The organism is Bacillus sonorensis NBRC 101234 = KCTC 13918 (genome assembly GCF_001592005.1).
Taxonomy (GTDB): Bacteria; Bacillota; Bacilli; order Bacillales; family Bacillaceae; genus Bacillus; species Bacillus sonorensis.
The window spans coordinates 47,189-72,179 of sequence record NZ_BCVZ01000004.1 but is presented as its reverse complement, the minus strand read 5'-3'; the positions used below and the strand labels follow the sequence as shown (position 1 = coordinate 72,179).

Genomic DNA, 24,991 nt, shown 5'->3' with positions numbered 1-24,991 from the left:
CTTTTTTTCAATGCAGCCCATCATGGAGCCTTCAATATTTCAAGAGACGGAGTTCCATTCATATATCCGGTGCAATAGAACGTGACTGACTGACCGTATTGGAAATCGACTTTCGGGATGTTCAGCAAGACGGTTTCTGTTCCGGCAGCACGTATTTCCAATTCGTTTTTTTCAAAGGGACATGAAATGTAATGGCTGGCATTTGCAAAGGGGATGTTGGCAAAAAGAACAGGGCCCTTTTTGATGGCAAGATCGAGAGCGGGAGCATCAGGAGAAAGATGAACGAATCTCATGCTGCGTTCTCCAGGAGGAACCGGCATCCTGTCTGACATCACGATGGGCAGAGGCTTTGACAGTGTTCCTGTCATGCCAGCTGTATAATGGCCGGCCGGCATGAGATGATATTGTACGGTAAGGAGGGGAGAACGGTTTCCATTCGCCTTTAAAATGTCGATTCGGGAGAGGCCGGAGGCAACCGGTGCAAAAGCAGAAAGTTCTCTGTACGCTGCGTTTCGAAACAGCGGCAGTCCATTGACAAGTACATCAATATTTCCAATGTCAGGAGCGGCGTGAAGCACCCTGAGTAATGCCTGCCTTCCGCCGGATCGAAAAGCAGGGAGCGCGGTCAGGTTTTGCCGTTTGCCCGGCGGCCCCGCCCACATCCGCCGGCCGGCATGTATTGTGCAGCCCATCTGCATACGCCCCTTTCTATTTTTTCTTTATAATATGAGGTCTGCCCTCTACCTGTCACAGTACGAAAAAAGCTAAAAAGGAGCAGGATATGAAAACGGATTTTACAGAAGGAAATGTTTTAAAACAATTGATTTTTTTCTCTGGGCCCATCATCCTTGCCAACCTGCTGCAAATTTCCTTCCAGTTCGTCGACAGCCTGTGGGTCGGAAACCTGCTCGGCGCAAAAGCGCTTGGAGCGACGGCTGTGTCCGGCACAGTTTTCTTTACGGTCCTGTCGTTTGTATTGGGGATCAATAATGCAGCGCTGACGATACTGTCCCAGCAAAAAGGGAAGGATGACAAACATGGCCTTGCTTCATATGTCAATGCGTTTGTTGTGATTATGACAGTGATGAGCCTTTTGCTGGGCATCATCGGGTTTATCGCCGCAGAACCGCTGCTTGCGCTTCTGCAGACGCCTGACAATATGATGCATTTCGCTTCAGGCTATTTAAAAATTCATTTTATTGGAATTATTTTTTTGTTCGGCTATAATTTTATCAGCACTGTATTAAGGGCTGTCGGCGACAGTCAAACACCATTGCGGTTTGTCCTGATCGCTGTGATCTTAAACCTTTTCTTGGACCCGCTGTTTATATCGGTGTTCCATTTAGGAATTTTCGGAGCGGCCTATGCCACCGTCCTTTCTCAAGGAATCGCTTTTATTTACGGAATGGTCTATACAGTGAGAAAAGGGCTTGTCCCATTTGCTTTGCCAAAACTTCCTTCGCTTTATGAAACATCGGTTATTTTAAGACTCGGGATTCCCGCAGGATTGCAGATGGTGGTGATTTCCGGCGGTTCAATGGCGATCATGAGCGTTGTCAACTCATTTGGAGAAAGCGTTGTTTCCGGATTTGGAGCCGTTCAGCGGATTGACAGTCTTCTCATTCTGCCCGCGATGGCGATCGGAACGGCCGTCAACAGCATGGCGGGCCAGACGATCGGCAGCGGGGACATGGCGCGCACGAAAAAAATCGCAAACTACGGCGTTCTTTATGTGATGATATTCATGCTTACGATCAGCGCCGCCGTTTTCTTTGCCGGATACCATGCGGTGAAGCTGTTTATTTCAGAAGTGCAAGCGGCCGGCTTTGGGGAGCAATATTTGAGAACGATAGCCTTCTTCTATCCGTTTATCGGCATTAACTTTGTCCTGAACGGCGTGGTAAGGGCGTCGGGGGCGATGTTTCAGATTTTGATTCTGAATATCATCTCATTTTGGGCGCTCCGATATCCGTTTTCATATATGTTTTCCAGCTGGATCGGAGAAAACGGCATTGCGCTTGGCATCGGCATGAGCTTTTTATTAAGCAGCCTGACCGCGTTTCTTTATTACCGCTTTGGGAAATGGAAGGATCTCGTCCTGTTTGAAAAAGAAAAAAGCACACCTTCTGTATAAAAGGGGGTGTGCTTTTTCATATCAGTGTTTATCAAATTCGGCGAGCTTGATAAACGTTTTTTCATCTTCAATTAATCCGCAGGCACCGCACTGCACTTTTATTGACGGGCCGTTGTACGGAAGGTGAAAAGGGGACCGCTCGTCCTCTGAATACGTTTCCAAAATTTCCCCGGTAGAAGGATCAAGCTTCACGGAGGTCGGCGCTTGTTCAATTAAATTGAATCTCGTCCGGTTCGTCTTGCAGTTTGGACATAGATAAGGAGCTGTCATAATCTTGTGCACCTCTTTTTGGTTTTAATGTGCTCATGGGGGTGCCGATATATGTAAAAGCCCTTTCTTTTTAGTGCTGCCCTTTTTTCTTGTCAAGCTTGCTGAACAGATCGATTAATGTTTTCAGCTCCTCGTCGCTGTAGCAGCTGAACCGTTTAAAATAATATTCCGTTTTCTTTTCTTCGAAATATCTGATAATTTCTTTTCCTGCATCTGTCAGGTGGATTTTAATGATCCGTCTGTCTTCTTTGGAGCGGACTCTCGTAATCCAGCCTTTTTCGACCAAAGTATCGGTAACCGCAGTGATGTGGCTGGCGGACACTCCTAAAATCGTTGCAAACTCCGTCACTTTTTTCGGACCCTGTTCGCTTAACAGGCGCAGGATCATAAATTCATTGCGGGACATCTCTTTTTCGAGCAGTTCATTTATCTCATCACGTATTTGTTTAAATACTGTGCGAAGCAATGCTTCCATGTCATACATCATTTGTTCTCTAACTTTCAAATTTCGCCCCTCCATATAATTAGCAAATTCCGCTTTCTTTTTTAAAGGAATGACCGAATCAGCATGAATTTATTTTTCATGAACATGATAACACTATGATACCATAATTTTTGCCTTGCAAGTAAAAGTTTAAGCAGATTTTTAGTTCATTTGACCATCAATTGAACAAAGGAAAAATCAGGAACGGCGGGAGTATTGACGGTTTGTCCCTCTATTTGTGAAGATAAAGACAAATAATTGTCATAATTGTTTGCTGAAAACGGATGTGGTTTACCGGCTGATTGATGAGCAGAAGAAGCTTGAAAAACGGCCGGCTATGTTATAATAATTCCTATCACGTTTTAGAAAAGGAGGCAGCACAAATGGCTGAAAAGCGCGAACTCGCCACATTTGCAGGAGGCTGTTTCTGGTGTATGGTCAAGCCTTTTGACGAACAGCCCGGCATTATCAAAGTGGAATCGGGATATACGGGCGGGCACACGGAGAATCCGACATATGAAGAGGTCTGCAGCAATACGACCGGACATAGGGAAGCCGTTCAGATTACGTTTGATCCCGATGTATTTCCATATGAAAAACTGCTTGAACTCTACTGGCAGCAGATCGACCCGACAGACAGCGGAGGACAGTTTGCCGATCGCGGTGAATCCTATCGCACGGCGATTTTTTATCATAATGACAGACAGCGGAAGCTCGCCGAGGAATCAAAGCAAAAGCTTGCCGAAAGCGGTATATTTAAGGATCCGATTGCAACCGACATCCTTGAAGCCGGCCCATTCTATCCGGCTGAGGAGTATCATCAGGATTACTACAAAAAACACCCGGACCGCTATAAAAGATACCGGATCGGCAGCGGGCGTGAAGGATTTCTGCATGAGCATTGGGGGTCGAAAGAGCATGGCGGTCAAAAAGAAGAACGGTTGAAACAGCTCAATCAGATGCAGTACGAGGTCACGCAAAAAAACGGAACAGAGCCACCGTTTCAAAACGAATATTGGAACCATCGGGAAGAGGGCATCTATGTCGATATCGTTTCCGGGGAGCCGCTGTTTTCTTCACTTGATAAATTTGATGCCCATTGCGGCTGGCCGAGCTTTACGAAACCGATCGATTCAGAAGAGATCGAGGAAAAGCTTGATACCTCACACGGCATGATCAGGACGGAAGTCAGAAGCAAAACGGCCGATTCACACCTCGGCCACGTATTTCCGGACGGGCCCGGACCAAACGGTCTTCGCTATTGCATCAATTCAGCAGCGCTTCGCTTTATTCCGAAAGATGATCTTGAAAAAGAAGGATACGGGGAATATGCCGGTTTATTCCGGACACGGGAAAAAGAGTAGCGGTTAAAGAACATATTGACATTTACCCGGCAAAAGATGATCCTTTTATAAAAGGGTCATCTTTTTTATATCGCACCAAAAAAATCCTCCAGCAAACGAAAAGAGGCTCCAGTCATGAGATCCATACGACAAACTGAAGAAAACTATTTATTGCTGACATGCAGCAAACAAACGGAATCATTATACGATATATACATAGATGATCAGCTGCCGCAAATGTTTGCCCATCATTTCATACAACTAAAAGACGATTACCCGCTGGCCGAGTTATATTCGCTGCTTACTCGTGTTCCCGGGATGTTAAAACGCCGTTATGTTCATGTGAAAAGTTCATGTGGCGTAGATATTCCTTTTTCTATGAAAAAAGCTTTATTTGATCTCGGATATATTCTTGATGAAGAGCTGTTTTACAGTATAGACTTATCGGAATGGACCGGGCAGCAGCGCTTTGGCTCTGCAAAATGGGGAACGGCGGAATCGCTGCATGACGGCTGTCATGTAATGCAGGCCTATGATTCATTGTACATCAATGAGGCGTTTGCCAAAGAAAAACTGCGCCGCAAGTATCCTTTTTACGAAAAAGGCATCATTCAGCTGTTTGTCTGCTACTCGGACGAGGGAGAGCCGGTCGGCTGTGCGGAACTTTATGTTGACCACCGGGAAAAAATTTCAAAAATCGAAGAAGTCGCCGTTTTAGAACCTTATCAGCGCAAAGGCTATGGAACAAAACTGCTCAGGGAGATGCTTGCCGCATCAAAACGGGCGGGCATGAAGTCGAGCTACCTTGTCACTTCCGGCAGCGACAAGGCAAAATGGTTTTATGAAAAGCTCGGGTTTCAAAAGGAATATCATCTGACAACGATTTTTAAATATTTGTTTTCTCCCATGTAGGCAGATGCACAAACCAATGATAACTTGGCCCGCATAGGCTGGGGTGTAAAGACTTTTTAAGAAAGGATGATAGCCCGTGCATCATCATTACCCCCATCATTGCTGTGATTATGGAGGATATGGTTATGGATTTTACGGAAGAAGCACGTTCGTATTAATCGTCGTACTCTTTATTTTGCTCATTATCGTGGGCGCGGCTTTTGTTTACTAAGAAAAAAGAAACGATACCGGCACTTCATGTTTACAAACCTTCCATACGTCGGAAGGTTTTTGTTTTGAAAGATATTTGGGATGATGTGATATGCGTTGTGAAATGTTTACTTATTATGTGAAATGACCCTGTGGGATGAAGCTCATCCCTGTTGAATGATCAGGCCTGGCTGAGAGGGGAGCTTTTCAGTCTTTTTGGGCATGCGGGAACGCTGGGCGCCGCTCTTTTTTATCATTTGTCGCAAAGCCGGGGCATGCAAAGGCGGCTGTCCCTATATTGATGTTCATCTTTTGACTGCTTATATTTCCGCTCGGCTCGATCAAGAACGTCGTTCTCGGCGCCGCTATTCTGATCTTGATTGGAATGATCAGCGGAATCGTGAATATTTATATTGAGGGATATTTACAAAGGGTGACAGAAGGTGAGGATAGAGGAAGGGCATTGGGCGCCTTTTTCGCGGCCAACAGCGCCTTAATGCCGCTCGGTTATGCATTGGCGGGGATTTTGTCCGATGTGCTCAGCCCTGAATACCTGTTTCTCATCGCCGCTCTCCCAGCGCCGTTTGCCGCATTTTGTATGCTCAGATCTTTTCGTTTCTGGGAAAAACCGACGATGCGAACGATCGCGTCTGAAAAAGAAGCCTCAATGTAAAGCCAATAGGAATGATCTGGTGATAAAAGGAGAGATTCCTTTTATTTTTTGAGGGAAAATCTGTCAGTCGGCAGCGATAGGCCCGAAAGCCGGATCCTGCTTTCGGGATGAACAAAACGGTCAAGCGCTTCTGTAAACAAAATTTCTCCCGCCATTACGGCGATGAAAAAGAATGCCACCATTTCCCGCTTCATACAATGTAAAGAAAAATCCTGTTCTTCGGGAAGGGGGGATGTGCTGCATGTCATTTTTGATTAAACCGGATCTGCATGGACGCTATCCGGTCGTTCATCATGCGAAAGGAAGCTGCATTTTCGATCAATCCGGAAAACGATATCTTGATGGCTGTTCAGGTGCTGTTACCTGCAACCTTGGCCACGGTGTGCCAGAGGTTATAGCCCCGCTAAAAGAACAGCTTGATGCTGTTTCTTTTGTCTATCGTTCACAGTTTACGAGCGAGCCGGCCGAACAGCTTGCAGAGCTGCTGGCTGATGTGCTGCCTCAGGAACTGAATTGGTCTTTCTTCGTCAACAGCGGTTCTGAGGCGGTGGAAACCGCCATGAAGATCGCTGTCCAATATTGGCAGGAAAAAGGACAACAAGCTAAAACGATCTTTCTTTCGAGATGGAACAGCTACCACGGAATTACAAACGGAGCTCTTTCACTGTCGGGCTTTTATGAACGCCGTTATCGATTTACCCATCTTCTCCACAAATATCCCGCCGCATCGGCGCCCAACTGCTACAGATGTCCATTTGAGCTCGATCCTTTCGCTTGCAAAGAGGCGTGTGCAAATGAAGTGGAGCTTGCGATCAAACGAATCGGCAAGCAATTTATCGCAGGCTTTGTGGCTGAGCCGGTGATCGGCGCCGCGGGAGCCGCGATCACAGCTCCTGACCACTATTACAAAAAAATAAAAGAGGTATGTGAAGCAAATGACATTCTGTTTATTGCGGATGAAGTGATGAGCGGCATGGGAAGAACGGGGAAAATGCTGGCCATCGAGCATTGGGGCGTCACACCGGACATCGCTGTTCTCGGCAAGGGAATGAGCGCCGGCTATTCTCCGATTGCGGCGGCCGTCTTGTCTGATGACATCATGGAGACGATCAAAAAGGGATCAGGGGTCATCATGAGCGGACATACCTATAGCGCCAATCCTTTTTCAGCAGCTGCAGCGCTTGCGGTTCTCCGTTATATCGTGAAGCATGACCTGCCCAAAAAAGCCGCGGTGAAAGGGGAGAGGCTGAAGAAGGAATTGGAAGGAATCATGAAACAATCAAAGATTATCGGCGACATTCGCGGCAAGGGATTGCTGCTGGGTGTTGAGTTTGTTTCTGATAAAAAAAGCAAAACACCATTTCCCGCTTCAATGGAGCTGTCAGCGCGAATTATTTCCGAAGCGAAAAGAAGGGGCCTCCTCATCTACCCGGCACAAGCCGGAATTGACGGAGGGGAGGGCGACGCTGTCATCATCGCACCGCCGCTTACGGTTTCCGAAGCGGAGATGAAGGAGCTCGTACAAATATTCAGAGATTCTGTCCATATGGTAGAAAAACAAGCGGAAAAGGTGATGCGCGCAGATGACGCTTTTGAATAAACGAATGACAATCGAAGATGCGGTTTCCGGTTTAAAGGATGGAGCGATTGTGATGTTTGGCGGATTCGGCGGTGTCGGTTCACCGCCGTCACTCATCAGGGCGGTTTTGGAAACAGGCGTCAAAAACTTAACGGTCATTTGCAATGATGCAGGATTTCCCGAGATCGGCATCGGGCCCCTTATCGTCAATCACCGGGTCAAAACGCTGATCGCCTCCCATATCGGCTCCAACCCGGTCGCAGGCAAACAAATGACAGACGGTGTGCTTGAAGTCAAATTTTCGCCCCAGGGAACGCTTGCCGAAAGGATTCGCGCTGGCGGAGCCGGTCTTGGCGGCATTTTGACCGATATTGGGATTGACAATCAGATGGTGCTGGAAGACAAGAAAACCGTCACTTTAAATGGCCGTACGTATATTGCCGAAACGGCATTGACTGCGGAGGTGGCATTTATATCTGGAAAAACGGCTGATGAATGGGGAAATATCACCTATGACAAAACAGCCCGAAACATGAACCCGCTCATGGCGATGGCGGCTGACAAAACGTATGCGGAAGTTGAAGAGATCGTGCCGGCCGGCGGACTTGCCGAAGAAGAAATCGTGACACCCGGCATTTTTGTAAAAGGGGTAGCCGAAACAAGAGGGGTGACGTGGAAATGGGTTTGGGAGTAATCGAGAGGGAGAGCATCGCCAGACGGGCGGCTAAAGAAGTGGAAAACGGAATGATCGTCAACTTAGGGATCGGCATCCCGTCACTCGTCCCAAACTTTCTGCAGCCGGGGGTTTCCGTCATGATTCAATCGGAAAACGGTGTGCTCGGCATCGGAAAGACACCTGAAAAAGGGGATGAGGATGAGAATCTTTGCAATGCGGCAGGCTACCCGGTCACCGCTGTGAAAGGAGCGTCTTATTTTGACTCCTCCATGTCATTCGGGATGATCAGAAAGGGCTGTATCGATTTGACAATCCTCGGCTCGCTTCAAGTCAGCCAAGCGGGCGATCTTGCCAACTGGATTGTGCCGGGGAAAAAAGTTCCCGGGATGGGAGGGGCGATGGAGCTTGCGCAAAAAGCAAAAAAAGTGATTGTCGTCATGAGCCACACCGATAAACATGGAGCGCCGAAGCTTCTTGAGAGCTGCACGCTCCCATTAACAGCCAGGGGCTGCGTTGACATGATCATCACTGATAAAGCCGTGATCGAGATCAAAAACAACAGCTTTGTGCTGAAGGAGCTGATGAATGAAGCATCTGTTGATGATGTGTTGCGCCTGACGGATGGACGCGTCCGGATCGATCTGCCGTTTTCGTAAGAGGAGGAATTCGATGGAAAAGATAGAGAAAAAAGTGTGTGACTGGATTGATTCGCATGAAAAAAAGGCGGTTCGGCTGTTGAAAAAACTTGTCGGAGAAAAAAGCACAATGGGCCGCGAATTCAACGCGCAAGCGGTCGTTTTGGAAAAGCTGCGGCAGTTTGACGCCGAAATTGATGTCTGGGAGCCGAGCATCAAGCAATTAAAACAGCATCCGCTGTTCAAGTCCGACAGAACGAGCTTTAAAGAAAGCCCGAACATCGCAGCCAGAAAACGGGGCACAGGCGGCGGAAAATCGCTCATTCTGAACGGCCACATCGATGTTGTCCCCGAAGGAAGCCGCAAAGACTGGGATACTGAACCGTTTCAGCCTGTTGTCAAACAAGGAAGGATCTACGGCAGAGGCACAACAGATATGAAAGGGGGGAACACCGCCCTCTTAATGGCGATGGAGGCCCTCGAACAATGCGGGGTCAAGCTGAAAGGCGATCTCATTTTCCAAAGTGTTGTTGACGAAGAATGCGGGGGAGCTGGAACCCTCGCCGCCGTTGTCAGGGGATACCGCGCGGACGGCGCCCTCATCCCGGAGCCGACGAATATGAAACTGTTTATTAAACAGCAGGGGTCAATGTGGTTCAGAATTTCGGTCAAGGGGCTTTCAGCGCATGGAGGTACAAGGTATGAAGGGGTCAGCGCGATTGAAAAAAGCATGCATGTCGTCCAGTCCATACGCCAGCTTGAAATGGTGAGGAATAAAAGAATAACAGATTCATTATATGAAAATATCCCGATTCCCGTTCCGATTAACATCGGGACGATCAAAGGAGGAACATGGCCTTCTTCAGTAGCCGACACCGTTACAATAGAGGGAAGGTGCGGCATCGCCCCGAACGAATCCCCGGAAGACGTCCAGTCTGAGCTGGAGAGCTGGCTGAAGGATCTGGAATACCACGATGAATGGTTTAAACATTATCCGGCCGAAATCGAATGGTTTGGCGCAAGATGGCTCCCCAACGATTTAGCTGAGGATCACGAATTGGCGAATACGCTGAAAGCAGCCTATCAAACCGTTGCCGGTGAACAGCCTATCATCGAGGCATCTCCATGGGCGACAGACGGCGGCGTATTATCGCATGCGGGAAACACCCCTGTCATCGTATTCGGCCCGGGGGAAACGAAGATGGCGCACCAGGCCAATGAATATATCGAAAAAGACGCGCTCATCAAGGCGGCGAAGATTATCAGCCTTTTTATTATGAATTGGTGTGATTATAACAGATAAAAAGGCCGTCTGTTTCGGAGGGAAAACATGATCAAAACATGGGAAAATGAATGCTGCCGGCTCGAGCTTGATCTCGACGTCTTCAACAAAAGAATCAGAATCATCAATTATGAAGGGAATGTCTGCTCGTTTTTTCGCGACATCATGGAAATGGCAAAAGCAAATGATATTGAAAAAATCATCATCTTTGCGAAAACAAACGATATCGCCGGCTTGTTAGAGCATGTGTTTGAACCTGAAGGGCAGATTGATGGTTATTACAACGGGCATGATGCGGCCGTGCTTGTCAACTATTTGAAGGAAAGCAGACGAAGGACAGATGAGTGGATCGTGCAGGACGACATGCTCAGAAAGCTGTTTGGTTCGCCCATCCCGCAGGAAAAGAAGCTGTCGCCTTTTTTGATCCGGCCGGCTGCTCCGGGAGACGCTCCATTGCTGGCAAAGCTTTATCAAGAAGTATTCCCTGTTTATCCGGCGCCGGTTTCTGATCCGGTATATGTCAACAAGACGATGGAAGAAGGAGCTGTTTACTATCTCGCCTTTGATCAAGAAAAGCTTGTCGCCGCGGCAGGCGCTGATGTCAATTATTTATTGGGGCATGCGGAAGTGACAGACTGCGCCGTTCTTCCCTCATACCGCGGACATTCTTTGACAAAACGGCTGATTTCCGCCCTTGAAACTGAATTGAGGCAAGCGGGCATCTTTCATGTTTTTTCAATTGCGAGGGCGGCTTCCATGGGGATGAACGCCACGCTCTACCATTTATCCTACCGGTACAGAGGCCGGCTCATCAACAATTGTGTCATTTACAAAAGCATCGAAAACATGAACATATGGTGCAAAAATTTAAGCCGGCTGTCTGAATGACGGGAACCTGATCCGGATCAGCAGACCGACCTGTTTTTCGGGGGTGGTTTTCAAAATAAAGAGTCACTTTCCCTGCTGTTCACATAACTTGGAAAGTAATATAGGAAAAATGCTGATAGGGGGATGAAAAATGACAAACGGCCTGTTCAAGCCGAAAAGACACTGGAAAGAGATTGAGCTTTGGAAGGATGTAACGGACGAAAAATGGAATGATTGGATATGGCAGCTGACCCACACGGTCAGAACGCTCGATGATTTAAAAAAAGTCGTGAATTTGACAAAGGAAGAAGAAGAGGGGGTCCGCATTTCCACGAAAACGATCCCTCTGAACATTACGCCTTATTACGCCTCGCTGATGAATCCGGATGATCCCCGCTGTCCGATCAGGATGCAGTCCGTTCCGATTTCTGAAGAAATGCATAAAACAAAATACGACCTTGAAGATCCTCTTGACGAAGATGAAGATTCACCCGTCCCCGGCTTAACCCACCGCTATCCGGACCGGGTTCTGTTTCTCGTCACAAATCAGTGCTCCATGTATTGCAGATACTGTACGAGACGGAGGTTTTCGGGCCAAATCGGAATGGGAGTGCCCAAAAAGCAGCTTGATCAGGCGATCGGCTATATCCGTGATACCCCGGATGTCAGGGACGTGCTCATCTCCGGAGGCGACGGACTGTTAATCAACGATCAAATTCTCGAATATATTTTGAAAAACCTGCGCGCCATACCGCACGTTGAAATCATCCGGATCGGGACGAGGGCGCCGGTTGTGTTTCCGCAGCGAATTACCGACAAGCTTTGCGAGATTTTAAAAAAGTATCATCCCGTTTGGCTGAACACGCATTTTAACACAAGCATCGAAATCACCGAGGAGGCAAAGGAAGCCTGTGAAAAGCTGGTGAATGCCGGCGTACCGGTCGGCAATCAGGCCGTTATTTTGGCGGGCATAAATGACAGCGTTTCCATTATGAAAAAGCTGATGCACGATTTGGTGAAAATCAGGGTGCGCCCGTATTATATCTATCAATGCGATTTGTCTGAAGGAATCGGGCACTTCAGGGCGCCGGTTTCAAAAGGGCTTGAGATCATCGAAGGCTTGCGGGGGCATACAAGCGGATATGCTGTTCCCGCGTTTGTCGTCGATGCGCCGGGCGGGGGCGGAAAAATCGCGATTCAGCCGAACTATCTGATTTCACAAAGCCCCGATAAAGTGGTGCTCCGCAATTTTGAAGGGGTCATCACCTCTTATCCGGAGCCGGAAAACTATGTGCCCGGCAGAGCTGATGAGTATTTCAGCGAAATCTACCCTGAAGTGCTGAAGGAAAAAGAACGCACGGGAATTTCCGCCATATTCGAGGATCGCGCCCTTTCCTATACACCTGAAGGCTTAAACCGTTTAAAAAGAAGGGAAAGCTATAGAGAGAGGCCTGATTATGAAACATTGAAAAGCCGCAGAGCAAAACGGGATGAGCTAAAAGAAAAGAAATTTCTCGCCCAGCAAAAGAAAGAGGGCGAAGCTGAGGGGCATGCCACATGAAGCGCTGCGACTGGTGCGGCTATGCGGAAGCCGAAGATGCTCAAACGACCGTCTACTGGGAGCTGCCTGACGGAACAAAAGCGATTGAAATTACAGAGACGCCCGCAGTCGCATGTCAAAGCTGCGGGATGGTCTATCAGGAAGACTCCGTCACTGAAGATATTGAAAACCAGCTGCTTCTGATCGATACAAAGAAATTACCTTCATCCGTATCGTTTGACAGACTGATGAAAACCGAGCGGATTTTAAAGCGCAATTACTTTGATTTCTCTTCGTGACCGGCTTCCCAGGCCGGTTTTTATGTTGCGGAAAACGGTTTTTCGTTTGTGTTTTTTTCCATGGGCTGTATAATAAAACAACAAAAGAAGAGAGGAAGGGAAGCCGTGAAATCTTTTTACCACTATTTAATGAAATACCGTCATCCGAAGCCGAAAGACGATATCAGCGTTTTCGCCAATAACGCATACCTTGATCACGGATTTCCCAAGACATCAAATCATTACGATGAAATCAGTTCTTATCTTGAGCTCAATGGGGATTATTTATCATCAATGACGACATTTGATGAAGCTTGGGAAAAATATATCACCGATACAAAACAATAAAAAAAGCCGCAGCTATGACACCTGCGGCTTTTTCACTTCACACAGCCACGGCTCAAGGGCTTTTCGGAAAACTCGTCACCGCTTTGTATGCCTGCCCATGCGAATTGACGGCCTGGCGCATACGATAAGCGTAAGACGGAAGCTTTAAGGCAAGGGGGAATCAACATGAAGTCAAATGCGCCTAAATACAAAGTCGGAGATGTGGTTGTGGTCGTCATGTACGGTACGGTCGGCACTGTGACAAAAGTTCATAAGATCGACAAGCATTTTCTGTATGAAGTCAACCATAATGAAGTGCTTTATTTCGAGACTTCTCTACAGCTTTATAAAGACTATGACGGGGTCATCGTTGATACAGAAAAGCTAGATATCGAATATGAATTTTTAATCGGTGATGTCGTGTATGTGAAAAACTACGGCAAAGAATTGTTTAAGATCACCGGCCACAGAACCGAAATCTGGAGGTATTTAGAGGACGGCTGGGAAGACATTATCTACGAACTGATCCGGCTGAAAGACGGGGAATGGCTGGAGACAGAGGAAGAGGATTTGACCCTTGTGCTTAGAACATACGAAATGGACCAGTTTGTTCATCAGCTCCTTTTTGTCCACTATGTGGGAGAAGCCGGACAGGAGCTTGATGAACCGCTCACAGAAAAGGTATTTCTGCCTTTTGCCGGTGACCGCGAGGAGCAGGAAAATGAGGGTGAAATGGCCGCAGTGGTGGTGGATGAGCTGCTGGATATTTACAACGACTATAAAGTATTGTATGAAATGTTTCAGGATGCGGAATATAAAGATATGATGGATTTTGTTCTGGAGAGCCTCAAAGAATATTTCAGCTGAAAAACACCACATATAAAAAATAAGGAAAACAGCCGAAAAAAATCAGTCCGGACATCACGCGCAAGATCTTCGCCAAGGCCAGGTCAAAACCGTCTCCGTCAATAGCTTCAATGGCTTTCCGTATCATTTTCTCGTCCCCCTTAAGGCTTTGTTTTGCTACAACATGTATATGTCAGGGGACAAACTTTATGACAAACCGGTTATAAAACCGGAAGACTGCTCATACATCAGAATAAGGAGGCGATCAAAGTGAAAGACATTGAGCTGATGATAGATACAGAAGAAATCGCTGATTTTTTTTATCTTGAGCTGACAAGAAGAGGCTACATACCGAGCGAGGACGAACTGTTCGAAATTGCCGACATCACCTTTGATTATCTGATTGAAAAATGCATGATAGAAGAGCATATAGATGATTAAGATGGAAAGATCGAAGCGATGATGCTTCGGTCTTTCATCGTTGCTCCCATAAGAAAGCGGAGTGTAAAATGGTTAAAACATATATCAAGGAGGCAGCAGCTGTTTCATGTACAAAGCAATTACTTCAGCGGTTCTTTTTATCATAATGGCCGTTCTTATCCGTGTACCATTCATTCAATCCATTGATGCCAACATTCTTCAGGCAGTCGAGGGCGTTAGACAGCCTTTTTTGAACCAGGTATTCAAAGTGGTGACCGATATAGGATCAAGCAGTGTCATGCTGCCGCTGATCCTTGTCTTGACGCTTGTTCTGGCGGTATATAAAAAGGCGGCCGCCACATTGTACGTGTATCTTTTATTTATTGTTGAAAGGATGGCCAATGAAGGCTTTAAAGACTGGATTTCAAGAGAGCGGCCGGCATTTCACCCGCTCGTCCATGAAACGTCATACAGCTTTCCGAGCGGCCACTCGATGAATGCGGCGGCCATGTATCCGTTTATCGTCTATGTCCTTATCATGCATGTGCCGTTTTTTAAAAGGCATCAGACGTCTGTTACGGTGTTGGCCGGGATTCTGATCGCATTGATCGGAATCAGCCGCATCTATCTCGGCGTTCATTACACGACCGATGTCATCGGCGGTTTTTCCCTCGGCATGGCGCTGTTTTTCATCTTCAAGAAAATTGACGAAAACTTCCCGCTCGTTCGACAAAAGTAGTCAAAGGGATCAAAAAACGAAACGCCAATATAATAAAAAAAGGGAGGGATCGTGTTGCCGTTACAGTTTCAATTGTTTAAAAAAAAGCTGACAGCTTATGATGTGACGATTTTTCAAACGCCCCGCTTTGGTGAGAAGAAGGGATATGAGATGGTTTACAGAACAGAAATAAACGGCAGAACCCATGAGGATGTATTGGAGCGTACGTTTTCGACTTTTAACGTTTATGACACGGTGCCAAACGATTATAAAGCCAGATTTCTTGCGACAGGCGACATTGTATTAATTGATGAAGGAAGGAAAGGAAAAACCTATTATAAACTGCTTTCAACAGGATGGAGCAAAATCAACCGCTTGTTGCTGCAGTCATCCTAGCGCTCAAAAAAACTGCGGACAAGTTCTCCGCAGTTTTTTATGTTGTATTCTTTCGTTTTCTGGCGCTGAATTCTTTTTCGTGCGCTTCCTCCGCTGCAATCACATCCTTCGTCGGGATGTGGTTGTTTTTTTTCTGTCCGGTGATTCTGTTGCGCTGTTTTTTTCCCATTGATGCTTCCTCCTTCCTAAAAAATAGGATGACTAAACAGCCCCGGATTTATTCTGTCATCTTGATTGTCACTGGATACACATAAGGGTGTTTCGGCTCTTTGATCATTTTTCGCTTTTCGGCTTTGATGACGGGGATGATGTTTCCGTTCCATGAAGCCTTGCCGAGCGTTCCTTCTATTTCGAGCCATGTATCCGGTTTTACATCCCGCGCTCCGTCCCATTCGGCAAGAAAGCCGATCAGACTTGCATCTGCAATACAATGTGTAATCAAAAAGCGGGACAAGACAAGCTGATCCTTTTTCAGGTCGGGCTCTTTATGGACAAAACCCTTGACAATGATCTGTTTGCCGGTGAAATCACCTGGGTTCGAGCTGATTTCGTCGTAATAATCGGCAAACAGATCATCGTTCATCACGAGCGGGTTCGAGCTTTTAAACCGGGCCATATTCCGCTCATATGCCGTTTGCGAAATAGCGGACTCTTCCAATCCTTTTTGGATCCCGGGTGTTGTGACATGTCCGTTGTTTTCAGCATTGGCGCCCGGCTCTGTTTTGGCCAGCATCGTTCCTTTATTGGCGGCAACGGATGAGTTTAGAACAGCGGGGGCAAACGTAAAGCCGGTGATCAGCGGCAGAGAGATCACCGCATAATGAATCATCTTGATGAAAAAGGGTCTTGATTGGCCGTGGTCATGTCCGCATCCGCAATCATGCTTAGTTGTCTGAACCGTCCAAATTCTTGTCAGTTGAATGAAAAACAGGAAAGCGAACGCTCCGGCGGCAATCAGGCTCGTATACTCATATTTCGGATTGATCAGCCTGGCGATTTCTCCTGTGTAATGGATTTTGAACAAGTATCCTGAAAAGGCTGCCAAAATGACGGCCCGCAAAAATTGCTGCGGCTGAAACACCATGTGGATCAACCTCCTTTCTATCAAAGGCCGGCGGCCCTCACGCAAATATAGACAATCAGGGTGATCAGCACCGATAAACAAATCACAAACTTTGGTTTAAACACACTGAGCATCATAATCGTGTTTTTCAAATCGAGCATAGGTCCGTACACCAAAAATCCGAGGATCGCTGATTCAGGGAACAAGCTCCTGAAGGAAGCTCCGATAAATGCGTCCGCCTCGGAACAAAGCGACAAAACGTACGCCATCCCCATCATCACAAGGGTGGAGTCAAGCATACCGCCTCCCAGAACAAACAGCGATTTTAAAGGCAGATACGTTTGAACAAGTGCGGCGACGAAAGCGCCGATAATCAGATATCTGCCCATGTCAAAAAATTCATCAATGGCATGCTTCAGCATATGATAGAGCCGTTCCGAAAAAGGGGGAGAAGGAGGGGCGGTTTTGCGGTCATCTTCGCGGCTGAGCATCTTGAGCTGGCTTGACCGAAATAACAGGCTGATTACCAGTGCGACAAGGACGGCAGCCGCAAAACCCGAGACGGCTCTCAAGACCGCCATGCGGACATCATTGCCAAATGCCATATAAGTCGATAACATGACGACCGGATTGATCAGCGGACCGGTCAGAAGAAAGCCGACGCCGGCGTAAATCGGAACTCCTTTAGCGACGAGTCTCCGGACGATCGGAACAATGCCGCATTCACAAGCCGGAAAACATGCGCCAAGCACACAGCTGGCAATGACGGCTGAAAACCTGTTTTTTGGCAGCAGGGCGCGAATATGATCTTCAGTTACAAATATCTGAATAAAGCCGGCGATCAACACTCCGATTAAAACAAAGGGAAGCGCCTCAATCAAAATGCTGATAAAAATCGTGTTGAGCTGTCCGATGGATGCCGGAATACGGAAAGGAAGGGCATCAGCCAGAGATTTTCCAATTGTCACAAGACATATTAAAACACCGAACACAAGTATACCGGTAAAATCGATGAGATATCTGTTAAATGAGCGAAACATCATCTTCCCATCCTTTCAGGCTAATCGGAATGATTCTTGTTTAAGATATGCTTGTCCTTATTTAAACATGACAGTTTTTCTGCAACATGAAACATTGCTTTATTTTCTTTTTCTGCCATGTTGGTTTATAATACATAATGCGAGCGGAAGCTCCACCATTCATCACCAGTCAGCTTTAAAAGGCAGGAGGAATAATCATGAGCGTACATATTGGCGCGGAAAAAGGGCAAATCGCAGAAACGGTGCTCCTTCCTGGAGACCCGCTGCGTGCAAAATACATTGCCGATACATACTTGGAAAACGTCGAATGCTACAATGAAGTGCGGGGCATGTACGGTTTTACAGGCACCTATAAAGGAAAACGCGTTTCCGTGCAGGGAACAGGCATGGGTGTGCCGTCCATCTCCATTTATGTAAATGAACTAATCTCAAGCTATGATGTGAAAAACTTAATTCGCGTCGGATCATGCGGCGCAATCAGAAAAGATGTGAATGTAAGGGACGTCATTCTGGCGATGACTTCTTCCACGGATTCGCAGATCAACAGGGTCGCATTCGGGTCGATCGACTTTGCCCCATGCGCCGATTTTGAGCTTTTAAAAACGGCCTATGACGCCGCGAAAAAACGGAATATCCCGGTTACCGCAGGGAATGTGTTTACGGCCGACCAGTTTTACAATGAAGACAGCCAAATCGAAAAGCTTGCCAGATACGGCGTGCTTGCAGTTGAAATGGAAACGACTGCGCTTTATACATTAGCGGCGAAATTCGGCCGGAAAGCCCTGTCGATTTTAACGGTCAGCGACCACGTCATTACAGGAGAAGAAACGACGGCCGAAGAAAGACAGACAACATTCAATGATATGATTCTGCTGGCATTGGACACGGCTTTATAAGGCCGTTCCGCAGCTTTTGATAAAAGGGTGGATATTAATGAACAAAAAGTATAAATACGCATCGATCGCATCTCTGTTGAGCGCGGCGGTTTTGCTCGGCACAGGATGCTCAATGACAGAACAGAAGCAGACAGATACGACCAATACGAAAAACGTTTCAAATGTAAACAAGGATGCGAAAGATCAAAAGACGGACAACAGCAACAACGATCTCGAAGATCAGGAATTTGTGCTTGAAAGCAAATACTTCAACAAGATCAAAGATGTTAACGGTCTGCCGACGATTCAAAACCCGGAAAATATCCTGGCGCTTGTCAATAAAGAATATGCGCTTCCGGGAGACTATGAACCATCTGATTTAACAGTGCCGAATGTTGAATTCTCCTTTAAGGAGGACATCGATAAGCGCTATATTCGAAAAGAGGCGGCAAAGGCGCTTGAAGACATGTTCACCGCCGCAAAAAAACAAGGTTTTCAGCTTGTCGCCGTCTCCGGCTACAGGTCATATGACAGACAAAAAACGGTCTATGATACCGAGGTAAGCCAAAAGGGAGAAAAGAAAGCGAAAGAAGCCGTCGCTTTTCCGGGGCAGAGTGAGCATCAGACCGGGCTTGCGATCGACATTTCCAGCAGAAGCGCGGGCACAGCTCTTTCCGAGGCCTTCGGCAATACGAAAGACGGAAAATGGGTCGAGGACAACGCCTATAAATACGGATATATCATCCGCTACCCGAAAAACAAGGAAAGCATCACGAAGTATAAATATGAGCCGTGGCATATCCGCTATGTCGGCAAAAAAGCCGCCAAAGTCATGAAAGAGCATGATCTGACGCTCGAAGAATATTTTAAAGAAGTGAAGAAAATATAAAAAAGAAGCTTTCGCGCCATGCGCGGAAGCTCTTTTTTTATAAGAACCGATATCATAAGGCGGCGATTTTCATGAGCACTGGATGGAGTCACTTTCTCAAAAAAGCAAAAGACCGATGTACATCGGCCTTTTCATTCTACCAGAAAAATAAGCCCGCAAGTGCGACACCGGCGATTAAACCGAGTCCGAGTCCGTAAACAGGGCCCCAGCCCCACCAGCCGCCGTAATATCCATAGCCGTAGCCCGTAGCGCCTCTTCTGATCATCGGGGCGATAAATACTCTATTTGGCGACACACGGACAATTCTGCCGACATGGACGCGGCCTGTTTTGTCCGTGATTCTGGCCACTTTGCCGATGTTCTGATGACAAAATCTATAGTAGCGTTCCATTTACATGCTCCTTCCATCATCTAGTATATTCTCTATTCAGCATATGACAGGATTGCTAGAAAAGGGTGGACGAAAGAAGGAGGACAAATGATGGTTTATTGGCCGCACACAAAAATAATAGGATGAAGAGAATCCTGATATTTTGCCAGCAGCCGCTGATGTTTTTCCATTGTTTGATAGGATTTTTCTGGAATGACCTCCGACAGATCCATCTCTGTGACGGCTTCATCAATATCGGTTTCTTCCAAGGAGGAGCTGATTATCTCAATCTGTGAAAAGCCGCCTTCGCGGAGTACGCCCATCCATTCGTCTTTTGTGTACAAAGCGGTGAATCCGTAAAAATCACAGATTTCTTGTTTTTCTTCTTTTGAAAGGCTGTCGTCTGCAAGAGTTACTTCAATACAGATCAGCTTGCCGTCGGGCTCAAGTATCCGGCGGATTTCTGCCAATGATAAGTCAAGGTGTGTGAAGCTTAATACCGATTCTGACAATACATATCCAAAGCTGTCAGGCTGAAAAGGGGTCTCTTCGATTTGAGTGTGAACAACAGGGATGGATAATCCTTCATCTGCAAATCTTTTTTTCGCCTTATCAAGCATGACCGCATCTGAATCAAGAGCTGTCACCGAAAACAGAAGCTGGCCTAAATAAGCGGCGGTTTGGCCTGTGCCGCAGCCGGCATCAAGAATCGGACGTTCCGGGTCGATATCGGCTTTTGCGAGAACAGCTTTTGTCAGCGCCATCCCGCCCGGATGTGCGCCGGAAACTCCGAAATAAGCCAGCATGTCTAAATAATCGCTCAAAATAAAATCCCTCCTTTTTGTATGCATATGCGAAAAAAATGAAACCGTTTATCGAAAGCCGCTTTTCAAGTGATCCGAGTTGACGAATAAAGAATCGTCCGTGATAATATGGTAAGAAGAAAAGGTGGTGTTCGTTTGAAACAGCAGGTTAAGCTCTTTTTGATTGTACTGGTTACCGCCGTCGCAGCCTCGGCGCTTACGCTTTTTATCGTGGGCAAAGGAAACGGCGGGTCAGCATATTCCACGGCAGACAGCGGAAAATTTGAAAAGCTGATGGCGGCCTATGACAAAATCAAGAGTGACTATTACAAACAAGCAGATGATGAAAAACTGACAGACGGGGCGATTAAAGGAATGCTTGAGGCTTTGGGGGATCCGTATTCTACATACATGGATAAAAAAGAAGCAGCATCCTTTGAAGAAAGCATTACCTCTTCATTTGAAGGGATCGGCGCCCAAGTCGAAGAAAAAAATGGACAAATCTTAATTGTCGCGCCAATAAAAGGCTCTCCCGCAGAAAAAGCGGGCTTAAAGCCGCATGACGAAATTCAGAAAGTAGACGGAAAAAGCGTCAAAGGAAAGACGGTCAATGAAGCGACAGCTATGATCCGCGGCGAAAAAGGCACAAGCGTCAAGCTGGTGTTGAACAGGGAAGGCGTCGGTCAAATCAATGTCACCATTAAGCGGGATACAATTCCGATTGAAACGGTTTACTCGAAAATGATCGACGGCAATATCGGCGAAATCCAAATCACGTCATTCTCCGAAAATACGGCAAAAGAATTGACCAAAGCCATTGACGATTTGACAAAAAAAGGAGCGGAAAGTTTCGTATTAGACCTCAGAGGAAATCCCGGAGGCTTAATGGACCAGGCGATTGCCATGAGCAACCTGTTTGTCGACAAAGGCAAAACGATCATGCAGGTTGAAACGAAAAACGGCAAAAAAGAAGTGTACAAAGCCGAGAATGACCGCAAAGTGAACAAGCCGACCGTTGTACTCGTAAACGGAGGAACGGCGAGCGCCGCGGAAATCATGGCCGCTGCACTTCATCAGTCTTCAGGCATCCCGATTGTCGGAGAAAAAACATTCGGCAAAGGAACCGTGCAAAATGCGGAAAACTTCTCAGACGGATCTACTGTCAAGCTGACGATTGCCAAATGGCTGACGCCGAACGGAGACTGGATTCACGAAAAAGGCATCAAGCCTCAATACAAAGCTGAGCTCCCCGGCTATGCCAAACTGCCGTATCTCGATCCAAAGAAAAAGTATCAGTCAGGCAGCACGGGAGACGAAGTGAAAGTTGCGCAGCAAATGCTGGAGGCGCTCGGATACAATGTAAAACCGACAGGCTCGTTCGACGATCAGACAGCAATAGCCGTGAAAGCTTTCCAACGCGATCAAAAGCTGAAAACGACCGGCGTCATCACCGGAGAAACAACGACCGGGATGACAGTCAAGCTTCAGGATAAGCTTTCGAAAAATGATACGCAATTAAATAAAGCAATTGAGATTCTCAAAAAGGAACAATAATCAAAACCCTTACGCCCGGAAGAGGCGTAAGGGTTTTTTGATCAGGCGCTTTTTTGGACGTTTTTCTTTTGTTCAAACAGATAGCTGATAACGGAATTCGATTTTACATGTTTCACGAACAGCGGATTAAGGATGACGACAGACAGCAGATTGGCCGCCAGCCCCCAGAAGCCCTCGTAAATCCCGAAAGACGTCTTTGTCAGATAGACCGTAAATGTTACGGCAAGGCCAACCAAAAGCCCAATGATGGTCGCTTCTTTTGTCTGATTCCTCCAGAATAAACTGATGACGATCGCCGGAAAAATCTGCACCATGCCGGACACTCCGAGCAGCTGCAGTGTGACGAGTGCCGTTGGGAAAAGCATGCCGAACAAAAGCGCAAGCCCGATGACGACAAACACCATTGAACGGGTGATCAGCGTCAATTTGCTTCCCGCCACACTAGGATTGATTAAATCGCGGTACAAATTATTGGCAAACAGGTTGGAAGCGCCAATCGCCATAATCGAACACGGGATGAGACTCGCCAGGGCGATGGTCGAATAGGCAAGCCCTTGTGTAACGCCTCCGTAAGAGCTTTGAATCAAATAAAGCAAGGCGAGCCTTGGATTGATATTGTCCGGAAGAACGAGGAATGCGATAAACCCGAGAAAAATCACCAAAATCAGCACAATATTGTAAAGCGGCAGAAACATGCTGTTTTTCCTGAGTGCATCGGCGCTGTTCGCCGTGAAAACGCCTGTTGCCGCATGCGCCCACATAAATAAAGCGAGGGCGGATACAATGGAAGCCGTAATAAACCAGGCGATTCCTTTCGGCCCGTCCGCAGGGATCGTCAGCATGTGCGGCGCTTCACTTGCCAATTTTTCGACCATCGGCGTCCAGCCGTTAAAATGGATGAGCGGCAATGAGACGACCATAAACAGCATCATCACCCAAACTAAAATGTCTTTAATAATGGCTGTATATGTAGGGCCTTTGATGCCGCTGAAAAACGTATAAAGCGCAACAAGAATGAAAGAGATGATGACGACCGCTTTGACGTTAATGTAGCCTGTTCCCGCCACCTGTAGCGTATCCTGAATGCCGCTGAGCTGAAGGCAGATGTACGGAATGAGCATGAGAACCCCGACGATGGCGACAAGCGAGGACAGCAGTTTGCTGTTGAAGCGTTCCCTCGCGTAATCGGCAAGCGTCGTCAATTGATGAACCTTCGCGACATGCCAGATTTTCGGCAGAAAGAAGTAGGCGATGAAATAGGCCAAAACCGAATAAGGAATCGCAAAAAAAGCCACGCTTCCGCTCGTAAAAGCCGTGCTTGTCAATCCTAAAAACGTGTAGGCCGTGTATAAATCGGCGCCGACGAGAAACCAGACGAGCAGCCCGCCAAACCGCCTGCCTCCGACAGACCATTCTTCAACCGATGTGCGCGACTGCTTGTTGCTGCCGGCAAGAAATCCAATGCAGACAACGGCCAGAATAATGCCCGCCGTTATCAATAGCGCTGTTAAATTACCCTGCATCATTCATAACCTCCGTTTTTCTTCTCGATCTTGTAAATCAAAAATGTGATCAGCGGTGTCAGCACGATCCACAGCACCAGCCAAAAATGGAAGAATGGAAGCCCGATCAAGATCGGCTCGATCCGGTTAACATACGGCAGCAAGACAAGCTGTCCGATAAAAGGGGTGATAAATAGAATGAAAATAAAAAACCGTTTATTCACCTTGTTTCCTCCTTGAACGATTTTAATGTTCATTATCATAGCAGTTGTCAGATTTAATCACAAGATAATTATTAGAAAAAAGTGATTTTTTAAATTATTAAAACAATACTTCCGCCTTGCGAAAAAGAAAAAATAACATTACAATAATGAATATCTTGAATTCGAGATAAAAAGGAGAATCATCATGAAAACAGAAGGACTTCACCATGTTACGGCATTTGCGAAAAATCCTAAGGTGAATTTGGCATTTTACACGGAAGTTTTGGGGCTCCGCCTCGTAAAAAAAACGGTTAATTTTGATGATCCCGGCACTTATCATTTTTATTTCGGAAATGAAACCGGCGATCCCGGGACCATTTTAACGTTCTTTCCATTCCAGGGCAGCATGAAGGGCACGGTCGGGAACGGACAGGCGGGAAGAATTGATTTGGCGGTGCCGAAGGGCGCGCTTACCTTCTGGAAAAGGCGGCTTGAAGGCCTTGGCATCGCTGTTCGCGAAACCGAGCTCTTCCAAGAAAAAGTGCTCCTTTTTCAAGATGCGGAAGAGCTTCAGCTTTCCATCACAGAAGCCGGAGAAAGCGGACAAAGCACATGGGAAGCCGCAGGTATCCCGCGGCATTATGCGATTATTGGCATGAAAGGCGTTACATTGAACAGCCACCGTCCGGAGGCGACGATCAGCTTTTTGGAGGAGCAATTCGGCTATCGGAAAAAGGGCGAAGACGGGGATTGCGTCCGGCTGGAATCGGGCGGAACAATCGGAAACCGCTTGGATGTCAAAATCAACGGACAAACGAGGGGGACAGGCGGTTACGGAACGATTCACCATGTTGCGTTCAGAACGAATCATAAAGATCAACAAGAATGGAAAAGGCTGCTGAACGCAAGCGGGTTTTCTACATCAGAGGTTCTTGACCGGCAATATTTTACGTCCATCTACTTCAGGGAGAAAGGCGGGATCTTATTTGAAATGGCGACGGACGGACCGGGCTTTCTTGTCGACGAAGACCCCGCGGCTCTCGGAACAGCATTGAAGCTTCCGGATTGGCTTGAACAGCACAGGCGTCAAATCGAAGGCGTTCTTCCAAAATGGGAATAGGAG

Annotated in this window: 32 protein-coding genes and 1 pseudogene; 22 read left to right on the top strand and 11 right to left on the bottom strand. The window is 47.0% G+C overall.

Translation table 11 applies throughout. From position 1 onward, the window contains the following. Positions 1 to 20 precede the first annotated feature (20 nt). Complete coding sequence (locus tag BTR1S_RS07245) at positions 21 to 692, bottom strand: DUF4397 domain-containing protein (protein ID WP_029418378.1); 672 nt, start codon at positions 690 to 692, stop codon at positions 21 to 23. Positions 693 to 781: 89 nt separating this feature from the next. Here BTR1S_RS07245 and BTR1S_RS07240 point away from each other — a divergent pair, with 89 nt between their 5' ends. Further along, complete coding sequence (locus tag BTR1S_RS07240) at positions 782 to 2,134, top strand: MATE family efflux transporter (protein ID WP_029418379.1); 1,353 nt, start codon at positions 782 to 784, stop codon at positions 2,132 to 2,134. Positions 2,135 to 2,155: 21 nt separating this feature from the next. On the opposite strand, the gene BTR1S_RS07235 is transcribed toward BTR1S_RS07240, so the two are convergent. Together BTR1S_RS07235 and BTR1S_RS07230 are read right to left on the bottom strand one after the other, a co-directional pair. Beyond that, entirely contained in the window at positions 2,156 to 2,404 is a 249-nt protein-coding gene (locus BTR1S_RS07235; RefSeq protein WP_006636306.1) for a hypothetical protein, read from the bottom strand. A 70-nt stretch (positions 2,405 to 2,474) separates the two neighbouring features. Then, positions 2,475 to 2,909 carry a MarR family transcriptional regulator gene (locus tag BTR1S_RS07230; protein ID WP_006636305.1) on the bottom strand — a complete coding sequence of 145 codons (435 nt, stop codon included), beginning with the start codon at positions 2,907 to 2,909 and terminating at the stop codon, positions 2,475 to 2,477. Positions 2,910 to 3,271: 362 nt separating this feature from the next. On the opposite strand from BTR1S_RS07230, the pseudogene msrA reads away from it, so the two are divergent. From msrA to yodN, 14 genes and pseudogenes are all read left to right on the top strand, one after another. Beyond that, a pseudogene (gene msrA / locus BTR1S_RS23185) lies at positions 3,272 to 3,802 on the top strand (peptide-methionine (S)-S-oxide reductase MsrA); the annotation flags it as partial. Continuing rightward, on the top strand, positions 3,779 to 4,252 hold the full coding sequence (msrB, locus tag BTR1S_RS23180) for a peptide-methionine (R)-S-oxide reductase MsrB (RefSeq protein ID WP_255130986.1): 474 nt from the start codon (positions 3,779 to 3,781) through the stop codon (positions 4,250 to 4,252). The pseudogene msrA and the gene msrB, both read left to right, overlap by 24 nt. Before the next feature lie 114 nt (positions 4,253 to 4,366). Then, positions 4,367 to 5,143, top strand: a complete 777-nt coding sequence (locus BTR1S_RS07220; RefSeq protein ID WP_006636303.1) for a GNAT family N-acetyltransferase — start codon at positions 4,367 to 4,369, stop codon at positions 5,141 to 5,143. Between the two features lie 76 nt (positions 5,144 to 5,219). Further along, a complete protein-coding gene (locus BTR1S_RS21770; protein ID WP_081605340.1) occupies positions 5,220 to 5,354 on the top strand; it encodes a YjcZ family sporulation protein in 135 nt (44 codons plus the stop codon). Positions 5,355 to 5,717: 363 nt separating this feature from the next. After that, positions 5,718 to 6,005, top strand: coding sequence for an MFS transporter (locus BTR1S_RS23175; protein WP_236835548.1), 288 nt, complete (start codon positions 5,718 to 5,720; stop codon positions 6,003 to 6,005). A gap of 241 nt (positions 6,006 to 6,246) precedes the next feature. After that, a complete protein-coding gene (locus BTR1S_RS07210; RefSeq protein WP_006636300.1) occupies positions 6,247 to 7,605 on the top strand; it encodes an aspartate aminotransferase family protein in 1,359 nt (452 codons plus the stop codon). Then, a complete protein-coding gene (locus tag BTR1S_RS07205) occupies positions 7,589 to 8,278 on the top strand; it encodes a CoA transferase subunit A (protein ID WP_006636299.1) in 690 nt (229 codons plus the stop codon). The genes BTR1S_RS07210 and BTR1S_RS07205 overlap by 17 nt, the downstream gene beginning before the upstream one ends. Continuing rightward, a complete protein-coding gene (locus BTR1S_RS07200) occupies positions 8,263 to 8,916 on the top strand; it encodes a 3-oxoacid CoA-transferase subunit B (protein WP_006636298.1) in 654 nt (217 codons plus the stop codon). The genes BTR1S_RS07205 and BTR1S_RS07200 overlap by 16 nt, the downstream gene beginning before the upstream one ends. A 13-nt stretch (positions 8,917 to 8,929) precedes the next feature. Next, positions 8,930 to 10,198 (top strand): peptidase, encoded by a 1,269-nt coding sequence (locus tag BTR1S_RS07195; protein WP_006636297.1) that lies wholly within the window; start codon positions 8,930 to 8,932, stop codon positions 10,196 to 10,198. A 27-nt stretch (positions 10,199 to 10,225) separates the two neighbouring features. Continuing rightward, positions 10,226 to 11,065, top strand: coding sequence for a putative beta-lysine N-acetyltransferase (gene ablB / locus BTR1S_RS07190; RefSeq protein WP_006636296.1), 840 nt, complete (start codon positions 10,226 to 10,228; stop codon positions 11,063 to 11,065). A 130-nt stretch (positions 11,066 to 11,195) separates the two neighbouring features. Next, entirely contained in the window at positions 11,196 to 12,605 is a 1,410-nt protein-coding gene (kamA, locus tag BTR1S_RS07185; RefSeq protein ID WP_029418381.1) for a lysine 2,3-aminomutase, read from the top strand. Further along, a complete protein-coding gene (locus BTR1S_RS07180; RefSeq protein ID WP_006636294.1) occupies positions 12,602 to 12,883 on the top strand; it encodes a YokU family protein in 282 nt (93 codons plus the stop codon). The genes kamA and BTR1S_RS07180 overlap by 4 nt, the downstream gene beginning before the upstream one ends. A 105-nt stretch (positions 12,884 to 12,988) precedes the next feature. Then, positions 12,989 to 13,210 (top strand): YozE family protein, encoded by a 222-nt coding sequence (locus BTR1S_RS07175; protein WP_006636293.1) that lies wholly within the window; start codon positions 12,989 to 12,991, stop codon positions 13,208 to 13,210. Between the two features lie 165 nt (positions 13,211 to 13,375). After that, on the top strand, positions 13,376 to 14,056 hold the full coding sequence (yodN, locus tag BTR1S_RS07170; RefSeq protein WP_029418382.1) for a germination protein YodN: 681 nt from the start codon (positions 13,376 to 13,378) through the stop codon (positions 14,054 to 14,056). Here yodN and BTR1S_RS23170 read toward each other — a convergent pair. Continuing rightward, the gene (locus BTR1S_RS23170) at positions 14,049 to 14,183 is read right to left on the bottom strand and encodes a hypothetical protein (RefSeq protein ID WP_006636291.1); all 135 of its coding nucleotides are present in this window, start codon (positions 14,181 to 14,183) and stop codon (positions 14,049 to 14,051) included. The two genes, yodN and BTR1S_RS23170, sit on opposite strands and share 8 nt — an antisense overlap. A 122-nt stretch (positions 14,184 to 14,305) precedes the next feature. Between BTR1S_RS23170 and BTR1S_RS21765 the strand changes: the two genes are divergently transcribed. The 3 genes from BTR1S_RS21765 to yodL all read left to right on the top strand — a co-directional run bounded on the left by BTR1S_RS21765 (position 14,306) and on the right by yodL (position 15,569). After that, positions 14,306 to 14,476, top strand: coding sequence for a YozD family protein (locus BTR1S_RS21765; protein ID WP_006636290.1), 171 nt, complete (start codon positions 14,306 to 14,308; stop codon positions 14,474 to 14,476). Between the two features lie 106 nt (positions 14,477 to 14,582). After that, positions 14,583 to 15,194, top strand: coding sequence for a phosphatase PAP2 family protein (locus BTR1S_RS07165; protein ID WP_006636289.1), 612 nt, complete (start codon positions 14,583 to 14,585; stop codon positions 15,192 to 15,194). Between the two features lie 54 nt (positions 15,195 to 15,248). Next, positions 15,249 to 15,569: a shape determination protein YodL gene (gene yodL / locus BTR1S_RS07160; protein ID WP_006636288.1), complete on the top strand. Its 321-nt coding sequence runs from the start codon at positions 15,249 to 15,251 to the stop codon at positions 15,567 to 15,569. 37 nt (positions 15,570 to 15,606) lie between these two features. Here the strand turns inward: yodL and yoyE are convergent, their stop codons facing one another. Genes yoyE through BTR1S_RS07150 form a run of 3 tightly spaced genes read right to left on the bottom strand, consistent with a single transcriptional unit; the run spans position 15,607 to position 17,672 of the window. Then, on the bottom strand, positions 15,607 to 15,738 hold the full coding sequence (gene yoyE / locus BTR1S_RS22445) for a protein YoyE (protein WP_006636287.1): 132 nt from the start codon (positions 15,736 to 15,738) through the stop codon (positions 15,607 to 15,609). Positions 15,739 to 15,786: 48 nt separating this feature from the next. Next, positions 15,787 to 16,653, bottom strand: coding sequence for a TIGR03943 family putative permease subunit (locus BTR1S_RS07155; RefSeq protein ID WP_029418383.1), 867 nt, complete (start codon positions 16,651 to 16,653; stop codon positions 15,787 to 15,789). 20 nt (positions 16,654 to 16,673) lie between these two features. Next, positions 16,674 to 17,672 carry a permease gene (locus tag BTR1S_RS07150; RefSeq protein ID WP_029418384.1) on the bottom strand — a complete coding sequence of 333 codons (999 nt, stop codon included), beginning with the start codon at positions 17,670 to 17,672 and terminating at the stop codon, positions 16,674 to 16,676. Between the two features lie 197 nt (positions 17,673 to 17,869). Between BTR1S_RS07150 and deoD the strand changes: the two genes are divergently transcribed. Both deoD and BTR1S_RS07140 read left to right on the top strand, forming a co-directional pair. After that, complete coding sequence (gene deoD, locus BTR1S_RS07145; protein ID WP_006636284.1) at positions 17,870 to 18,568, top strand: purine-nucleoside phosphorylase; 699 nt, start codon at positions 17,870 to 17,872, stop codon at positions 18,566 to 18,568. A gap of 37 nt (positions 18,569 to 18,605) precedes the next feature. Beyond that, a complete protein-coding gene (locus BTR1S_RS07140) occupies positions 18,606 to 19,436 on the top strand; it encodes a M15 family metallopeptidase (protein ID WP_006636283.1) in 831 nt (276 codons plus the stop codon). A gap of 136 nt (positions 19,437 to 19,572) precedes the next feature. Here BTR1S_RS07140 and BTR1S_RS07135 read toward each other — a convergent pair whose 3' ends face one another. Together BTR1S_RS07135 and BTR1S_RS07130 are read right to left on the bottom strand one after the other, a co-directional pair. Next, a complete protein-coding gene (locus tag BTR1S_RS07135) occupies positions 19,573 to 19,827 on the bottom strand; it encodes a hypothetical protein (RefSeq protein ID WP_029418385.1) in 255 nt (84 codons plus the stop codon). Positions 19,828 to 19,922: 95 nt separating this feature from the next. Beyond that, a complete protein-coding gene (locus BTR1S_RS07130) occupies positions 19,923 to 20,630 on the bottom strand; it encodes a class I SAM-dependent methyltransferase (protein WP_006636281.1) in 708 nt (235 codons plus the stop codon). A 135-nt stretch (positions 20,631 to 20,765) separates the two neighbouring features. Between BTR1S_RS07130 and BTR1S_RS07125 the strand changes: the two genes are divergently transcribed. Then, entirely contained in the window at positions 20,766 to 22,163 is a 1,398-nt protein-coding gene (locus tag BTR1S_RS07125) for a S41 family peptidase (RefSeq protein WP_029418386.1), read from the top strand. A 41-nt stretch (positions 22,164 to 22,204) separates the two neighbouring features. Here BTR1S_RS07125 and BTR1S_RS07120 read toward each other — a convergent pair whose 3' ends face one another. Continuing rightward, positions 22,205 to 23,686 (bottom strand): sodium:solute symporter family protein, encoded by a 1,482-nt coding sequence (locus BTR1S_RS07120; RefSeq protein WP_029418387.1) that lies wholly within the window; start codon positions 23,684 to 23,686, stop codon positions 22,205 to 22,207. After that, positions 23,686 to 23,922: a DUF3311 domain-containing protein gene (locus BTR1S_RS07115; protein WP_206702757.1), complete on the bottom strand. Its 237-nt coding sequence runs from the start codon at positions 23,920 to 23,922 to the stop codon at positions 23,686 to 23,688. The genes BTR1S_RS07120 and BTR1S_RS07115 overlap by 1 nt, the downstream gene beginning before the upstream one ends. A 151-nt stretch (positions 23,923 to 24,073) precedes the next feature. Here BTR1S_RS07115 and BTR1S_RS07110 point away from each other — a divergent pair, with 151 nt between their 5' ends. Then, positions 24,074 to 24,988, top strand: a complete 915-nt coding sequence (locus BTR1S_RS07110; RefSeq protein ID WP_006636277.1) for a ring-cleaving dioxygenase — start codon at positions 24,074 to 24,076, stop codon at positions 24,986 to 24,988. Positions 24,989 to 24,991: the final 3 nt, after the last annotated feature.

Excerpts from the sequence above, each read along its gene's own strand:
- BTR1S_RS07150 (WP_029418384.1), bottom strand. The coding sequence starts at position 17,672 with ATGTTTCGCTCATTTAACAGATATCTCATCGATTTTACCGGTATACTT.
- BTR1S_RS07235 (WP_006636306.1), bottom strand. The coding sequence starts at position 2,404 with ATGACAGCTCCTTATCTATGTCCAAACTGCAAGACGAACCGGACGAGA.
- BTR1S_RS07140 (WP_006636283.1), top strand. The coding sequence starts at position 18,606 with ATGAACAAAAAGTATAAATACGCATCGATCGCATCTCTGTTGAGCGCG.
- ablB (WP_006636296.1), top strand. The coding sequence starts at position 10,226 with ATGATCAAAACATGGGAAAATGAATGCTGCCGGCTCGAGCTTGATCTC.
- yodN (WP_029418382.1), top strand. The coding sequence starts at position 13,376 with ATGAAGTCAAATGCGCCTAAATACAAAGTCGGAGATGTGGTTGTGGTC.
- yoyE (WP_006636287.1), bottom strand. The coding sequence starts at position 15,738 with ATGGGAAAAAAACAGCGCAACAGAATCACCGGACAGAAAAAAAACAAC.
- BTR1S_RS07220 (WP_006636303.1), top strand. The coding sequence starts at position 4,367 with ATGAGATCCATACGACAAACTGAAGAAAACTATTTATTGCTGACATGC.
- BTR1S_RS07245 (WP_029418378.1), bottom strand. The coding sequence starts at position 692 with ATGGGCTGCACAATACATGCCGGCCGGCGGATGTGGGCGGGGCCGCCG.
- BTR1S_RS07135 (WP_029418385.1), bottom strand. The coding sequence starts at position 19,827 with ATGGAACGCTACTATAGATTTTGTCATCAGAACATCGGCAAAGTGGCC.
- BTR1S_RS07115 (WP_206702757.1), bottom strand. The coding sequence starts at position 23,922 with ATGAACATTAAAATCGTTCAAGGAGGAAACAAGGTGAATAAACGGTTT.
- BTR1S_RS07110 (WP_006636277.1), top strand. The coding sequence starts at position 24,074 with ATGAAAACAGAAGGACTTCACCATGTTACGGCATTTGCGAAAAATCCT.
- BTR1S_RS07240 (WP_029418379.1), top strand. The coding sequence starts at position 782 with ATGAAAACGGATTTTACAGAAGGAAATGTTTTAAAACAATTGATTTTT.
- BTR1S_RS07155 (WP_029418383.1), bottom strand. The coding sequence starts at position 16,653 with ATGGTGTTTCAGCCGCAGCAATTTTTGCGGGCCGTCATTTTGGCAGCC.
- BTR1S_RS07210 (WP_006636300.1), top strand. The coding sequence starts at position 6,247 with ATGTCATTTTTGATTAAACCGGATCTGCATGGACGCTATCCGGTCGTT.
- BTR1S_RS07200 (WP_006636298.1), top strand. The coding sequence starts at position 8,263 with ATGGGTTTGGGAGTAATCGAGAGGGAGAGCATCGCCAGACGGGCGGCT.
- BTR1S_RS23170 (WP_006636291.1), bottom strand. The coding sequence starts at position 14,183 with ATGATACGGAAAGCCATTGAAGCTATTGACGGAGACGGTTTTGACCTG.
- deoD (WP_006636284.1), top strand. The coding sequence starts at position 17,870 with ATGAGCGTACATATTGGCGCGGAAAAAGGGCAAATCGCAGAAACGGTG.
- BTR1S_RS07120 (WP_029418387.1), bottom strand. The coding sequence starts at position 23,686 with ATGCAGGGTAATTTAACAGCGCTATTGATAACGGCGGGCATTATTCTG.
- BTR1S_RS07165 (WP_006636289.1), top strand. The coding sequence starts at position 14,583 with ATGTACAAAGCAATTACTTCAGCGGTTCTTTTTATCATAATGGCCGTT.
- kamA (WP_029418381.1), top strand. The coding sequence starts at position 11,196 with ATGACAAACGGCCTGTTCAAGCCGAAAAGACACTGGAAAGAGATTGAG.
- BTR1S_RS23175 (WP_236835548.1), top strand. The coding sequence starts at position 5,718 with ATGATCAGCGGAATCGTGAATATTTATATTGAGGGATATTTACAAAGG.
- BTR1S_RS07180 (WP_006636294.1), top strand. The coding sequence starts at position 12,602 with ATGAAGCGCTGCGACTGGTGCGGCTATGCGGAAGCCGAAGATGCTCAA.
- BTR1S_RS07195 (WP_006636297.1), top strand. The coding sequence starts at position 8,930 with ATGGAAAAGATAGAGAAAAAAGTGTGTGACTGGATTGATTCGCATGAA.
- BTR1S_RS07205 (WP_006636299.1), top strand. The coding sequence starts at position 7,589 with ATGACGCTTTTGAATAAACGAATGACAATCGAAGATGCGGTTTCCGGT.